We start from the raw sequence: 12,491 nt of genomic DNA, 5'->3' as shown, positions 1-12,491 counted from the left end.
CCAGACGCGCCCGGCATCATGCCGGGCGCCGCAGTCGCATGTGTCTATTTCTGGTAGTTGACGCGCCAGAGGTCCTGCCAATCCTGGCGCGCATCCCAGTCGCTCTGGGCGGACGCGGCATCGTAGGGGAAAATCTGGTCGAGCACCTTGCCGATGCCGGAAGGCTCGTCGTCGGGCAGCTTGGCGTCGCTATTGGTCGACATCTTGCCGTCGGCCGCCTGCGGAGCAATGCCCTCCTCGGTCATAAGATAGTGGATGAACAGCTTCGAGGCATTCGGGCTATCGGTGCCCTTGGCGATGAAGCCGAGGCTCGGATACATCCAGCCGGCGAAAGGCTGCAGGCCCTCGCACAGCCCGAGCTTCGAGCCGACATCCTTGTTGTTGCGGAACTTGGCCGAGCTGACGAGACCGACGAACTGCTCCTTCTGATCCGGCGCGCCAACCGCCTGCGCTGCCCCTTCGTCGGCGTCGGTCAGCAGCGGGCCGTTGGCGGCCAGTGCCTTGACCCAGGCAGCGGTCGCACCCGACTCGTCGGTCACCAGATCCTTGCCGAAATGGGCCTTGTATGCGGCAGCGACCTTGTCGTCGGCGTTGGTTGCCATCTGGTTGAACCAGTCGACATAGGACGCCTTGTTGAGCGGGTCCTGCATGGCGACCTTGCCCTTCCACTTGGCCTCCGTCAGCTCCCAGATGTTCTTGACCGGGCAGCTTTGGTTGAGCTGGGTGTTGTAAGCAAAGACGTTGGCCTCGTTGGAAACGACCAGCGGGTTCTGGTATTGGGCCGGGATCTTGTCGGCGAGATCCGGCGGAAGCCAGCTGTCGACGAAGCCCTGCGGCACCAGCTGCGCCACGCCTGCCGGCACGTCGCTGATCTGGATGACGTCGCCCTGCACGTTCTTGGCCTGGCCTTCGCGGATCACCATTTCGAGCTGCGCTGCGGCATTGGCCTTGGTGCCGGTCGCCTGCACGCCATACTTCTCAGTGAAGGCCTCGGCCTGCTTCACAATCTTGCCAGTGCTCGAATAGACGTTGATCGGGGGCTCCTTCTTGGCAGCCTCGACCAGCGCGTTGAGGTCGAACTTTTCCTGGGCCTGCGCGGCGGTGGCGAGCAGCCCCGCTGCAACCGCCAGCGCAGACGCCGACAGAAGCCTTTTCGTCCTGGTGTCGAATATTCCGGTCATGCTTTCCTCCCTGTGTCGGCAACGTTGTTTCCCGTTGCCCAAACCATTTCCCATCAACTTCAAACGCGAAGCTCCTCCCGCAGCGCGCTTTCTCTCCTTCAATGCATCTTGCCTGGCCTGAGCAGCCGGTCGGCAGCTTCGAGACGGTCTCCCTTGGTGTCGAAGACATGCAGCGCCTTGGGCTTGGCCCAATAGGCCACGGCCTCGCCCACCTCGATTTCCGGGGACTGGTGTGTGGTCATGAACAACTTCTCGCCGGCACGCGTCAGCTCGATGATCCAGCTTCCCCCGGTCGGCAGGATGCCGGTCACCTCGGCCTGGCCCGAAAATGCGCCCTCCGGCACTTCGGCTGCTTCGCTCGCCAACCGAATCGACTCCGGCCTGATCCCGATGGACCCGGCCTCGCGCAGTTCCGCATAGCGCTCGCCCAGAAACGCTCCGGCACGAGCTGAGATCTCTGACTTGGCGTTGCCGAGTTCCACGATGTTGATCGGTGGGTTGCCGACGAATTGCGCAACGAAGCGGTTGGCCGGCCTGTCGTAGATGTCGTTGGGCGTACCGACCTGCTGCAGCTGTCCCTCGCTCATCACCGCGATCGTGGTCGCCAGCGTCATCGCCTCCCACTGGTCGTGGGTAACGAACACGATCGTCGTCTTGAACTCGTTATGCAGACGCTTGAGTTCTGCCCGCATCTCGAGCCGAAGCGCCGCATCGAGATTGGACAGAGGTTCGTCCAGCAGAAGAACTTCGGGATTGACCGCCAGCATGCGGGCGAGCGCCACGCGCTGTTGCTGCCCACCCGACAGTTGCGAAGGATAGCGGTCGCGATATTTCTCGATGCCGAGGGTCTTCATCACCTTGTCGACGCGCTGTTCGCGCTCGGCCTTGGGCATATTGCGCAGCCGGAGGCCAAAGTCGGTGTTGCGCTCGATGGTCAGATGCGGCCACAGCGCATAGCTTTGGAATACCAGCCCCATCTCGCGCTTTTCCGGCGGGACGAACACGCCTTCGACCACGGAGTCGACGACGCGCGGCCCGACCCTGATCTCGCCGGCGGTCAGATGCTCCAGCCCGGCGATCATGCGTAGCGTCGTTGTCTTGCCGCAGCCCGAGGGGCCGAGAAGGCACATGAACTCGCCGTCGCCGATTTCGAGGTCGAGGTCGGCCACCGCATTGGCGGCATTGGCCCCATAGTTCTTCTCGACGCCGCGCAGGTTGATTTTCGGCATGTCAGTTCCCCAGTCCTTGGGCGAGATTGGTTTTGGTCAGCTTCTGTCCGAGCAGCGCGCCGAAATAGGCGAGGCCGGCGATGATCAGCACCACCGCGTTGGCGGCCTGGGTGTAGTGGTAGTCGACCAGGCGCAGCGAATAGGTGGTCAGCACGTCGGTCGAGGGCACAGCCAGCACCACGAACAGGCTGAGCCCCTTGATGCCGGAAATGAAGGGCAACAGGATGCCGGTCGTCAGTGAACCCTTCTGGATCGGGATGACGATGGAGGTCATGCGGCGGAACCAGCCGGCACCGGCGATTTGCGCGGCCTCTTCGGGATCCTTGCCGAGCTGCATCATGGCCGCGATGCCGGCACGCGAGGCGTAGGGCATCTGGTCGGCGATGAGCGCCAGCATCAGGATCAGCGTGGTGCCGTAGAGTGCGGGGATCGGCCCGCGCGGCACGGCAAACAGCGACAGATAGGCTGCGGCGAAGGCGATGCCCGGCACGAGATAAGGCAGGAACGTCACCTGGCGAAGGAAGGTGCCAAGCGGCTTGACCGGCGTGCGCACCACTACATAGCCGACGAGCAGGCCGAGGATACCAGAGGTTACCGAGGCGACGCCGACGATGCGCAAGCTGTTCCAGGCAGCGTTCCACAGGTCGGGGCTGAGCAGGATGCCAGTCTGCAGGGCAATCGTGTTGAGGTCGGTGCCGATCCAGTATTCGAGCGTGAAATTGTCGAGATTGAACTGCGCCGGCACCCGCATGATCGTCGAAAGGAACAGTGTCGCGATCGGCAGGCCGACGCTGAGCAGGAACATTAGAACGGCAAAGCCGGTTGCCGGCAGGCGCATGATGCCGAGTGGGCTCAGCCTGTTCATCGAGCCTTTCGAACCGATGGTGACGAAGCGGCGCGCTTCTTTCATCAGCTTTGCATCGATGGTGATGGTGATGATGCCGATCAACATGATCGAGCCGGCGAGCACGGCACCCACCCCAACCTGGCGCGAGGCGATGTTCTGGTAGAGCGAAGTCGCCAGCACGTCGAAATTGACCGGCAAGCCAAGCACGTAAGGCACGCCGAACTCGCCGAGGCATTTGGCGAAGATCAGCACCATCGCCGAGATCAGCGACGGGCGCATCAGCGGCATGATGATCTTGCGGGCGACCGTCAGCCGGCTCGCCCCGAGAATGCGAGCCGAGTCCTCGAGTTGCGAGTCGAAGCGACGCAATGCGTTGCCGAACAACAGGATGACAAAGGGCGAGTAGTGCAGCGCCAGGATGATCGTCACCGGCAGCTGGCCATAAGACAGCCAGTCAGGCGGCGAGAAGCCGAGCGACTCCATCCAGCCGGGTTGGCCACCGACGGTGCGGTTCTTGAACAGCGTCGTCCAGGCCAGCGCGAAGGTCCAGGCCGGCAGCATGTAAGGCACGATCAGCGCGGTCGAGAACCACCGACGGCCAAACATGTCGGTTCGGCTGAGCAGCCAGGCGAGCGTGCCACCCACCAGCATGGAAAGCGCGATGGCACCGACGGCCACGCTCAACGTATTGACCAGTGGCTCCCAGAACAGGTCACGTGATACCCGCGAGGTGAACACGCGCTCGATGTAGTACCAGGTTAGTTCGCCGACATCCTGCTTGATGCGGCGTTCGTCGCCGAACTGGACGCGCGCGGCGTCCGACAGCATCGAGATGATCGGCACGACGATGAGATAGGCAAACAGTGCCGCGGCAAGGAAACCGATGGTGGTCGTGGGCTCGCGGAGCGCGACCTTCAGCCGGTAGCGCAACCGCTGGCCGCGCGTCGGCGCCGCAAGCGAACCCTTCAGGGGGCGCATCGCTGCCGCCTTGGCGGATGTCTGGGACGATGAACCGCTCACGAGGCGTAGCCCCGCTCATACCGGCCGGCCGGGACGACGCCACGCGCGCCCATCTGCAGATGCGCGGTACGGTTTTCATGCAATGGCACGAACATGAACCCTCCTCCCTTGGGCGCTCGAAGCTGATGGCTGGCCAAGCGCGCTTCGCCGCACGGCCCACTCGTTGCTATCCCGCTTGCAGCGCCACCGCCCTCCTCCGGGCGGTGCGGTACATTCCCGTACCTGTTGGCATATTCATTCCATCGCCGGTACGTTCGTGTCAATCCAGATTCCGCAAATTTTTGCACAGGCGTGCAAAATGTATTGCATCCCCATATTTTCTGGGCCTATTGCAGGAAATTGCACCGCAATAAAAGCAGATTGTGGGATTTTGTGCACTGCCGTGCAAATCCGCCAGCCGACGTGGAAAAAAGCTGTTCCCGCCCAGGATCAGCCTTCGCTGGCCTTGGGCGGGTGCAGGTAGGAGCAACTTTGGCGTGCCAGCGCTAGCGCTTATTTGACGATGACGATGCTGGTGTTCGACGGGCCATAGGCCCGGACCAGTTCGTAGAAGTTGGCTGCATTGTCCGGATGCAGGCGAACGCAACCATGCGAAGCCGGCCGGCCGAGCCGGCTGATATGGTTAGTGGCATGAACAGCATAGCCGCCGTTGAAGAATACCGAATGCGGCATCGGCGCGTTGTCATACTTCTTGGAATACCACATCTCATGCATACGCGTCGGCTTGTACGCACCCCTCGGCGTGACATACCCCCTGCCTGCGGTGGAGACCTTCCAAACATAGGTCGTGCGGCCGTCGATCAGGATGCGCATTCGCTGTTCGCCGAGCGATATCTTGGCAACGATCTTGCTCGCCGCATCGGCGCTGCCTCCAGCCGCCAGCAACAAGGCGGCGCCGGTCATGGCAGTGGCAGCAACATTGATCAGCATTCCCTTGAACCCGCTTTTCATAGTGTCCCCTCGGCCGGCCGCGCCGGCAAAATGCGTTTCGGAATGCACGCCTTTTGCCATTCGTATGTTTCGCAATTATTTCGTTTAATTATCTTTTGTGTTTCATATACGTTTCCGCAAAGCTGTTTCGCATGAACGGGCCCCGCCTGCGAGGACACGTCAGGGGCGTGGCCATCGCAACAATCCTGAAACATTTCGAAGCACTAAAGCGCGTCCGGCGGCATCTTCCCGATACAGCCACGCTGCACATTCAGCGCGACGAAACGGACAATTCAAAAGCTGGATGGGCGCGATACGGTTGGCAGCAAGATGGTTCCTGCGGGTGGGGGTCGCTACGGCGGTCCTGGCGGGAATTGGCATCCTGGCCGACCCCGGTAACGCGATGGCTATGGAATTCTTGCCGGCGCAGGACATGGCCCGGCAGCCCGCGCTGCCCCCCATTTCTCAGCAGCATTGTTCGTCGCAACTCTGCGCATCCGCCGGGCCCATGGGCGTGGGTGCCCGGCTTGATGCCGGGCGGCGGTGAACAGAAACCTCGCGCGTCTTTCGCAGCGAGGACAGAGTACCCGCGCCGTCCACGGCAGGTCAGGCGGCGCGGGTATCTCGGTGGCTGGTTAGTCAAATCCATGGGAACGGAAACAGGGCCGACGTCGATGAAAAGAAATGTCGCAGCATCAGTGCTTTCGGCACTGCTTTATGCCCAGGGGCTGCTTGGCTTTGCCGGCCTGGCAACCGTGCTTCTCAAGGACAGGGCAAACGCTCAAACAGTTTCCATCGTCGAGACCGCCACGCCGGCTGTTGCCGCGTCGGCGCGCTGAAATCTTGGGCGCCCGTGAGAGATCAGTCCTGATTTTCGGTTGGAGCAATGCCGGCCTCACGGCCGGCTGTTTTTGTCGGTGGATCGAAACGGTAGCCCGATCCGCGGATCGTCGTGATGCTTTCGGTGTCCAGCTTGCGCCGAAGGCGTACGATGCGCGAGTCGATGGAGCGGTCGAATGCGTCGGCACTTTCGGCTGGCGCCGCCGCCATGATGTCGTCGCGCGTCAGCACTCGTTGGGGTTTCGACAGAAACAGCTTGAGCAGCGCGATCTGACCGGGCGAAAGCTGCTCCTCCTCGCCCGAACGATGCATCACCAGCGCCGAGCGCAAATCAACGGTCGAGTTCTCCAGCACAACCAATTCCTGCGTGCCGCGTCCCCGGCGAGCGAGGAGGCCGCCAATGCGCGCGGCGAGTTCCCGCACGTTGAGAGGGCTCTCCACGACATCGGCGGCGCCCAGTTCCAGCGCCAGCACCTTGTCGACAAGCTCGCCCGAGCGGCAGATCAACACGAAGTCCGGCCCGCTGTCTCCACCGAACCTGCGCAACAGGTCGCGCCCTTCGGCCGGCGTCACCCCGTCACCGACCACCACCACATCTATGCCTTTGGCGGAAAGCAGCGACTCGGCTTCCCACAACCGTTTGGCCGCGCGCACGTAATGGCCGCGCCGGTCGAGATGATCGATGAGGTCGGAGGATATGACCTCCGCTATGGCGACAAGTGCTACGACCGATCTTCCAGCCATGCTTCACCTCGCAGCAACAGTATCATTGCGATCATTGCCTGCCGCAGCGGCCGCATCGGCGCCTACCGGGGCAAGAAGATGCCGCGAGACGCGCTCGGCCGGGGATGGGTCCCCAGTCTAGGCTGCCCGAAGCCTCTTTCGCCCCTAATGAGGCACGACACCCTTAGCAACTGCCCACGCGAAATGATCACTGGACATTATGTTTATACCCAATCTACTTTCCGCCGGTAGCGGAGGCGAGACCAAACTGCGCGCTCGGATTGTCATCGTCGAAGATGAACCCGACCTGAGGGATGCCGTTGCCGAGTATCTCGGTGCGAACGGCTTCGACGTGACCGCCGTCGAGAGCGCCTCGGCATTGCGTACCCGCATCGAAAGCGAACAGTACCAGCTTGCCATTCTCGACATTGCCATGCCCGGCGAAGACGGGCTTTCGCTCGGTCGCTGGCTGCGCTCGCGCATGCCCATCGGCATCATCTACGCCACCGCGGCAGGCACCGCCCTCGACCGCATCGTCGGCCTCGAAATCGGCGCCGACGACTACATGGTCAAGCCTTACGAGTTGCGCGAGCTTCTGGCGCGCGTGCGCAGCGTCATCCGCCGCGTACCCCAGCCCGATAGCTTCCGGCAATCCCTGCTTGCAGCTCAGCCGCCACGCCGCACCATCGCATTCGGTCCCTTCCTGGCCGACCTCGACGGCCGCATCGTCACCGGCGGCGGCGGCACCATCATCGATCTGGCCAAGAGCGAATTCGACATGCTCGAGGTCTTCCTGACACGGCCCAACCGGCTTCTCAGCCGCAGCACCATCTCGGAGGCGATCGGCTTTGCCGAAGACCCCGAATCCTCGCGTGCCGTCGACATCCGCATCATGCGGCTCAGGAAGAAAATCGAGGATGATCCGGCGAATCCGAAATTTCTGCGCACCGTGCGCGGAGAAGGCTATATCTTCTCCTTGCCCGGCAGCGAGGGCTACTGAAGCCTCCGGCCCCGCCAGGAACCGCGATGACCGTGTCGACCGTCTCACGCACCGACAACTCGTCGGGCACGCAGAGCCCCACCGTTGTGGCGGGGCAGATCGTGCGCCGCCTGCGTCAGGCCCAGGATTGGCAGATCGAAATCGACCATATCCTTGAAAGCTTTGCGCAGGGCTTCGGCGGTCATCGCACTATCCTGTTCCGACTGCGCGACCTGCCTGGCCAGGGTTTCGCGCAGTCGGTCGCCGCCTATTGGGTCGATCCCAAGATCGACGCGTTTGCAGCTCCGCCTACGACGATCAACCAGGCAATGGTCGAAGCCGACCCCTTGCTCGAGCGCCTTGCCGAAGAGGGTCGCCAGGGCAAGATCTTTGCTGGGCTGACACGCGACCTGACAGGTTTCCTGCGTACCGATTTCGACCAGCAGCACATCAAGTCGTTCCTGTCGGTGGCGGTTTCGGCGCACGGCCATCTCTGGGGTACGCTCGCCGTCAACGATTGCCTCGTCGAACGCAACTGGACCGAAGACGAGATCGCCGCGCTCGAAATCATCGCCGCCGCCCTTGGCGATGCGATCGAACGCTCGCTGTCGGAGTATCATGTCAGCGAAATCATCCGCCGCACCATGCTGCAGTCCTCGCTCGACGCAATCATGGTGGTCGACGAGACCGGCTCGATCATCGAGTTCAATCCCGCGGCGGAAAAGATGTACGGCTGGACCCGCGACGAGATCCTCGGCAAGGACCTGCTCGACACGGTCATCCCTTTTTACTACCGCAAGGGCTTCAACAACGGCGCCGAATACATGGTTGGCCGCGGCGCGCCGATGGTCGGCCAGCGCATGGAGACGGTAACGCAGAACGCCGCCGGCGAAATCATCCCGATCGAGCTTACGGCCAACGAGATGCGGCTTGCCGACCGCCGTCTCATCTTCGGGTCGATCCGCGACCTGCGTGAAAAGCATCGCGCCGAAGAAGAGATCAACCGCCAGCGCGAAAAGCTCCACCAGAACGAGAAGATGGCGGCAATGGGCTCGCTGCTCGCCGGCGTTTCACACGAGCTCAACAACCCGCTTGCCGTGGTCGTCGCCCAGTCGACGCTGCTGCATGAATTCGCCCCGGACGCCCAGACCAAGGTGCGTGCGGAAAAGGTACGAGCCGCCGCCGAACGCTGCGGCCGTATCGTCAAGAGCTTCCTTGGCATGGTGCGCCTGCATCCGACAGCAAGGGCCGAGACCGACCTGAACCAGGTGATCCGCTCGGCACTCGAAGTCACTGCCTATGGCGCACGATCAAGCGGCATCAGCATCGACGCCAATCTTGCCGAGGGCACACTCAGCGTGATGGCGGACGCCGATCACATGACCCAGGTGGCCGCGAACTTCCTGGTCAACAGCCAGCATGCGCTCGCCGCCGCGAGTGGCGAGCGCATCATTCGGGTCAAGACATTTCGCGGAGCCGATGGCAGCGCCGGCTTTTCGGTTGAAGACACAGGCCCCGGCATTGCCGAGGCGATCCGCGACCGCATCTTCGAATCCTATTTCACCACCAAGCCGGTCGGCGTCGGCACGGGCATAGGCCTATCGATCTCGAAAGCCATTGTCGACCGTCACAACGGCAAGGTCTGGTTCGAGCCGGTGGAGCCGACCGGTGCGCGCTTCGTCGTGGAACTGCCGCCATTGGGCATCGGCCACAGCGCGGTGCTGGAAACCATCCCCAAGTCGAGCGGCTTGCGCCATGCCGTCATTATTGACGACGAGCCCGATGTCGCAGGCTCGCTGTCCGATATTCTCGAGCTCATGGGCGTCAAGTCGCACATCATCTCGACTTGGGTTTCGGTCGCCGAAGCGCTGGCGGAGCAACCCGACATCATCTTTTCCGACCTTCGCATGCCCGAGCGCAGCGGCATCACCATCTTCCGCGAGATCGTCGCCGAGCAGCCCGACATGGCCCGACGCTTCGTACTCGTCACCGGCGACCTGATCGGCGCCAAGGCCGAGCTCGAGCAGCTGCCGCCAAACCTCAAGCCGCACATACTGGAAAAACCCTTCAGCACCTTCGACGTGCGCAGCGCCCTCAGCGCAGTCTCAGACCAGGTAGCGGACGGCGCCTGACCGCCTCATTGCGCCGTGTATCCACCGTCGATGACCAGCTCAGTGCCCGTGACGAAACCAGATTCGTCCGAAGCGAGATAGAGCACGCCATAGGCCACATCGTCGGGCTCGCCGACCCGGCCGAGCGGCGTCAGCTCGAGCGCCTTGTTGCCGGCCCCGCTTTCCGCAAGCTTGTCGAGTGCCGCCGACGACATCGGCGTGCGGATCCAGCCCGGATGCACGGAATTGACGCGGATTCCGTAGCGTTCTTTTGCGCAATGAAGCGCAGCCGACTTGGTGAACAGCCGCACGCCACCCTTGCTCGCCACATAGGCTGCCGTCGAGGGGCTGCCCACGATGCCCATGGTCGAGGAGAAATTGACGATCGAACCGCCCTTGCCGGTCTTGCGCATCGTCTCGATGCCATACTTGGTACCGAGGAACACCCCTTCCATGTTGACGGCCATCACCTTGCGCCAGTCGTCGAGGCTCAGATCCTCTACGTTGCCGAACGGAGCGCCGACACCCGCATTGTTGACCAGGATGTGCAGACCGCCGAATGCCTGGAGTGTCAGCGCCATTGCAGTCTTCCATGCGTCTTCGGAAGTGACGTCATGTTCGACATAGCGGCTGCGCCCGCCGGCCGCCTGGATGGCATCTGCCACCTGCCGGCCCTTGTCCGCCTGCAGATCGCAAACCAAGACCGCAGCTCCCTCGCGTGCCAGAAGCCGCGCCGTCGCCGCGCCCATGCCCGATGCACCGCCGGTAACGATCGCAACTTTTCCCTCGACGCGTCCCATCGCTGATCCCCTGTTGAGGGGGCGATGGTCGCGCGACAACGGTCGCGGTTGCATCGTCCCTAGGGACTAAGGGTGTCGGCAGGACAAAAAAAGCCCCCGCAGCGGAAGCCGCGGGGGAGGTACGCGCTGGAGGATTTGAGAGCGCGGCAGGCCCCTACGCTTAGAAGATGTTGGGTGTGGTCCGAACAGGCTCCGCACTGGCGATCAGCCGCACTTTGCGGGCATCGTGTGCTCCGGATTCCTTGGCAATGGCCTCGACACAGATTTCGTTTTCCGCGCCCCAGGCCTGCCCACGGCAGGCGATGTCGGCCTGCGACGCCGGCAACCGGCCGGTCTTGGCGGTGGTGTGTACACCTTCGATCATCCGCGGCGCTGAGCCCATCGAGGCGAAAGCGGGACCGCTTGTCGGCGCAAGTGCCATCGACGACAGGGATGCAATCACCAGAACTGAAAACATGGCCATCGGGTGCTCATTGGCACGCTGGCGAATGGCGAGACGCGGACGGCGATAAATACGCGAGCGCGGCTGGAATTGACGGTCGAATTCGGAAGCCTGCCTGGAACCGGACATTGGATTACCTTTTCGGTAAATTTCATTCCCCTGTTGATATGAATGTAACCGCACTTTGTATCTCGTCGATGCCGATCAGCGGCATCTAATGAAACATTCGTAACACATCAAAAACGGTCAGCAATATTGCCAAATCGGGCGCAATTTGCCCATAAACCAGTCATTTGGATCAGACCGCCGACGCCACCCAAGAGCGTCGTCGAACTTCGCTTTGTAACAGCATCCCCTGTCATGTCGGAAAAATCGAAAATAACGAAAGGGCCGACGCGGTCGCCCGCATCGGCCCTTCATGTTGGTTTGAATGTTCGGGATCAGCAGGCCACCCGGACGGCGCGTTAGCTTTTGAGGATGTCGGCCCATTCCGGGTGCCGGCGGAACTGGGCTGCCGCGAACGGGCAGAGCGGGATGATTTTCTTTCCCGCAGCTCGCGCGTCGTCCACCGCCCGCGTTACCAGTCTCAACCCCGCACCCTGGCCTCGAAACGAATCCGGCACGCCAGTATGGTCGATGATCAGCAGGTCTTCGCCGACTTTGGTGAAGGTCATCTCGGCTTCGTCGCCACCAGGGGCACGAATGACGTAGCGGCCCTTGGTGCCACGGTCTTCGAGTTCGATCGCCGCCAGTTCTTCAGTCATTGGCCCGCTCCTTTGGTTGCTGTCGTGAAAAGGCTTTTCACCGCTTCGATTTCGTTGGGGCGCACTTCATGACCGCCCTCGTGCCACTCAAGCCTGACGTCCGCCCCTGCCGCTCGCAAATAGGCATCCAGCCGGCTGGTGACATCGGGCGGGCAGATCGGATCGCGCCGGCCAGCGGTGATCAGCACGTGCTGGTTGGCGAGACTGCCTTTCACCTCGGGCTCGAACGGGATCAACGGGTGCATCAACGCCACCGCATCGAACAGGCCGGGTTCGGCAAACAGCACCGAGGCCAGAATGTTCGCGCCATTGGAGTAACCGAGCGCCAAAACCCGCGAGGGCTTGGCCGCTTCGACATGGGCTTTGACGAAGCTCGCCATCTTGCCGGTCGCGCGGGCAAAATCGTCCATGTCGTAGACGCCTTCGCCGGTGCGGCGGAAGAAGCGGGCCGCACCCATTTCGGAAACGTCGCCACGCGGCGAAACGATCGTCGCACCGGGCACCAGCTCCCTGGCAAAGCCCAGCAACTGGTTTTCGTCACCGCCAGTACCATGGAAGGCAAAGACCATCGGGCTGCCCGGCTCCCCGGGCAGAAGTTTGTGGATGTAGCTTTCCTTGCTCATCG

12 protein-coding genes are annotated in these 12,491 nt (G+C 62.4%); 3 read left to right on the top strand and 9 right to left on the bottom strand.

The window, feature by feature from the left end; all coding sequences use genetic code 11:
• Window positions 1-44 precede the first annotated feature (44 nt).
• The 4 genes from C8K44_RS21080 to C8K44_RS21065 form a co-directional block, all read right to left on the bottom strand.
• A complete protein-coding gene (locus C8K44_RS21080) occupies window positions 45-1,181 on the bottom strand; it encodes an ABC transporter substrate-binding protein (RefSeq protein ID WP_109577736.1) in 1,137 nt (378 codons plus the stop codon).
• A gap of 98 nt (window positions 1,182-1,279) precedes the next feature.
• Window positions 1,280-2,410: an ABC transporter ATP-binding protein gene (locus tag C8K44_RS21075; RefSeq protein ID WP_109577735.1), complete on the bottom strand. Its 1,131-nt coding sequence runs from the start codon at window positions 2,408-2,410 to the stop codon at window positions 1,280-1,282.
• 1 nt (window position 2,411) lies between these two features.
• Complete coding sequence (locus tag C8K44_RS21070; RefSeq protein ID WP_109577734.1) at window positions 2,412-4,235, bottom strand: iron ABC transporter permease; 1,824 nt, start codon at window positions 4,233-4,235, stop codon at window positions 2,412-2,414.
• A gap of 534 nt (window positions 4,236-4,769) precedes the next feature.
• Complete coding sequence (locus tag C8K44_RS21065; RefSeq protein ID WP_109577776.1) at window positions 4,770-5,228, bottom strand: L,D-transpeptidase; 459 nt, start codon at window positions 5,226-5,228, stop codon at window positions 4,770-4,772.
• Window positions 5,229-5,881: 653 nt separating this feature from the next.
• On the opposite strand from C8K44_RS21065, the gene C8K44_RS27760 reads away from it, so the two are divergent.
• Window positions 5,882-6,046, top strand: coding sequence for a hypothetical protein (locus C8K44_RS27760; protein ID WP_199227159.1), 165 nt, complete (start codon window positions 5,882-5,884; stop codon window positions 6,044-6,046).
• A gap of 22 nt (window positions 6,047-6,068) precedes the next feature.
• Here the strand turns inward: C8K44_RS27760 and C8K44_RS21055 are convergent, their stop codons facing one another.
• Window positions 6,069-6,791 carry a response regulator transcription factor gene (locus C8K44_RS21055; RefSeq protein ID WP_109577732.1) on the bottom strand — a complete coding sequence of 241 codons (723 nt, stop codon included), beginning with the start codon at window positions 6,789-6,791 and terminating at the stop codon, window positions 6,069-6,071.
• Window positions 6,792-6,990: 199 nt separating this feature from the next.
• Between C8K44_RS21055 and C8K44_RS21050 the strand changes: the two genes are divergently transcribed.
• Both C8K44_RS21050 and C8K44_RS21045 read left to right on the top strand, forming a co-directional pair.
• Window positions 6,991-7,770, top strand: coding sequence for a response regulator transcription factor (locus C8K44_RS21050; protein ID WP_199227158.1), 780 nt, complete (start codon window positions 6,991-6,993; stop codon window positions 7,768-7,770).
• Window positions 7,771-7,796: 26 nt separating this feature from the next.
• The gene (locus C8K44_RS21045) at window positions 7,797-9,881 is read left to right on the top strand and encodes an ATP-binding protein (protein ID WP_109577730.1); all 2,085 of its coding nucleotides are present in this window, start codon (window positions 7,797-7,799) and stop codon (window positions 9,879-9,881) included.
• A gap of 5 nt (window positions 9,882-9,886) precedes the next feature.
• Here C8K44_RS21045 and C8K44_RS21040 read toward each other — a convergent pair whose 3' ends face one another.
• From C8K44_RS21040 to C8K44_RS21025, 4 genes are all read right to left on the bottom strand, one after another.
• Window positions 9,887-10,660 carry a glucose 1-dehydrogenase gene (locus tag C8K44_RS21040; RefSeq protein WP_109577729.1) on the bottom strand — a complete coding sequence of 258 codons (774 nt, stop codon included), beginning with the start codon at window positions 10,658-10,660 and terminating at the stop codon, window positions 9,887-9,889.
• Between the two features lie 160 nt (window positions 10,661-10,820).
• On the bottom strand, window positions 10,821-11,231 hold the full coding sequence (locus C8K44_RS21035) for a hypothetical protein (RefSeq protein WP_109577728.1): 411 nt from the start codon (window positions 11,229-11,231) through the stop codon (window positions 10,821-10,823).
• Between the two features lie 335 nt (window positions 11,232-11,566).
• The gene (locus C8K44_RS21030; protein ID WP_109577727.1) at window positions 11,567-11,866 is read right to left on the bottom strand and encodes a GNAT family N-acetyltransferase; all 300 of its coding nucleotides are present in this window, start codon (window positions 11,864-11,866) and stop codon (window positions 11,567-11,569) included.
• Window positions 11,863-12,489 (bottom strand): alpha/beta hydrolase, encoded by a 627-nt coding sequence (locus C8K44_RS21025; protein ID WP_109577726.1) that lies wholly within the window; start codon window positions 12,487-12,489, stop codon window positions 11,863-11,865. The genes C8K44_RS21030 and C8K44_RS21025 overlap by 4 nt, the downstream gene beginning before the upstream one ends.
• Between the last annotated feature and the right edge of the window lie 2 nt (window positions 12,490-12,491).

This window comes from Aminobacter sp. AP02 (assembly GCF_003148805.1).
In the GTDB taxonomy this organism is placed as follows: Bacteria; Pseudomonadota; Alphaproteobacteria; order Rhizobiales; family Rhizobiaceae; genus Aminobacter.
This window is presented reverse-complemented; position numbering and strand designations above follow the sequence as displayed.

Excerpts from the sequence above, each read along its gene's own strand:
- C8K44_RS21080 (WP_109577736.1), bottom strand. The coding sequence starts at position 1,181 with ATGACCGGAATATTCGACACCAGGACGAAAAGGCTTCTGTCGGCGTCT.
- C8K44_RS21075 (WP_109577735.1), bottom strand. The coding sequence starts at position 2,410 with ATGCCGAAAATCAACCTGCGCGGCGTCGAGAAGAACTATGGGGCCAAT.
- C8K44_RS21070 (WP_109577734.1), bottom strand. The coding sequence starts at position 4,235 with ATGCGCCCCCTGAAGGGTTCGCTTGCGGCGCCGACGCGCGGCCAGCGG.
- C8K44_RS21065 (WP_109577776.1), bottom strand. The coding sequence starts at position 5,228 with ATGAAAAGCGGGTTCAAGGGAATGCTGATCAATGTTGCTGCCACTGCC.
- C8K44_RS27760 (WP_199227159.1), top strand. The coding sequence starts at position 5,882 with ATGAAAAGAAATGTCGCAGCATCAGTGCTTTCGGCACTGCTTTATGCC.
- C8K44_RS21055 (WP_109577732.1), bottom strand. The coding sequence starts at position 6,791 with ATGGCTGGAAGATCGGTCGTAGCACTTGTCGCCATAGCGGAGGTCATA.
- C8K44_RS21050 (WP_199227158.1), top strand. The coding sequence starts at position 6,991 with ATGTTTATACCCAATCTACTTTCCGCCGGTAGCGGAGGCGAGACCAAA.
- C8K44_RS21045 (WP_109577730.1), top strand. The coding sequence starts at position 7,797 with ATGACCGTGTCGACCGTCTCACGCACCGACAACTCGTCGGGCACGCAG.
- C8K44_RS21040 (WP_109577729.1), bottom strand. The coding sequence starts at position 10,660 with ATGGGACGCGTCGAGGGAAAAGTTGCGATCGTTACCGGCGGTGCATCG.
- C8K44_RS21035 (WP_109577728.1), bottom strand. The coding sequence starts at position 11,231 with ATGTCCGGTTCCAGGCAGGCTTCCGAATTCGACCGTCAATTCCAGCCG.
- C8K44_RS21030 (WP_109577727.1), bottom strand. The coding sequence starts at position 11,866 with ATGACTGAAGAACTGGCGGCGATCGAACTCGAAGACCGTGGCACCAAG.
- C8K44_RS21025 (WP_109577726.1), bottom strand. The coding sequence starts at position 12,489 with ATGAGCAAGGAAAGCTACATCCACAAACTTCTGCCCGGGGAGCCGGGC.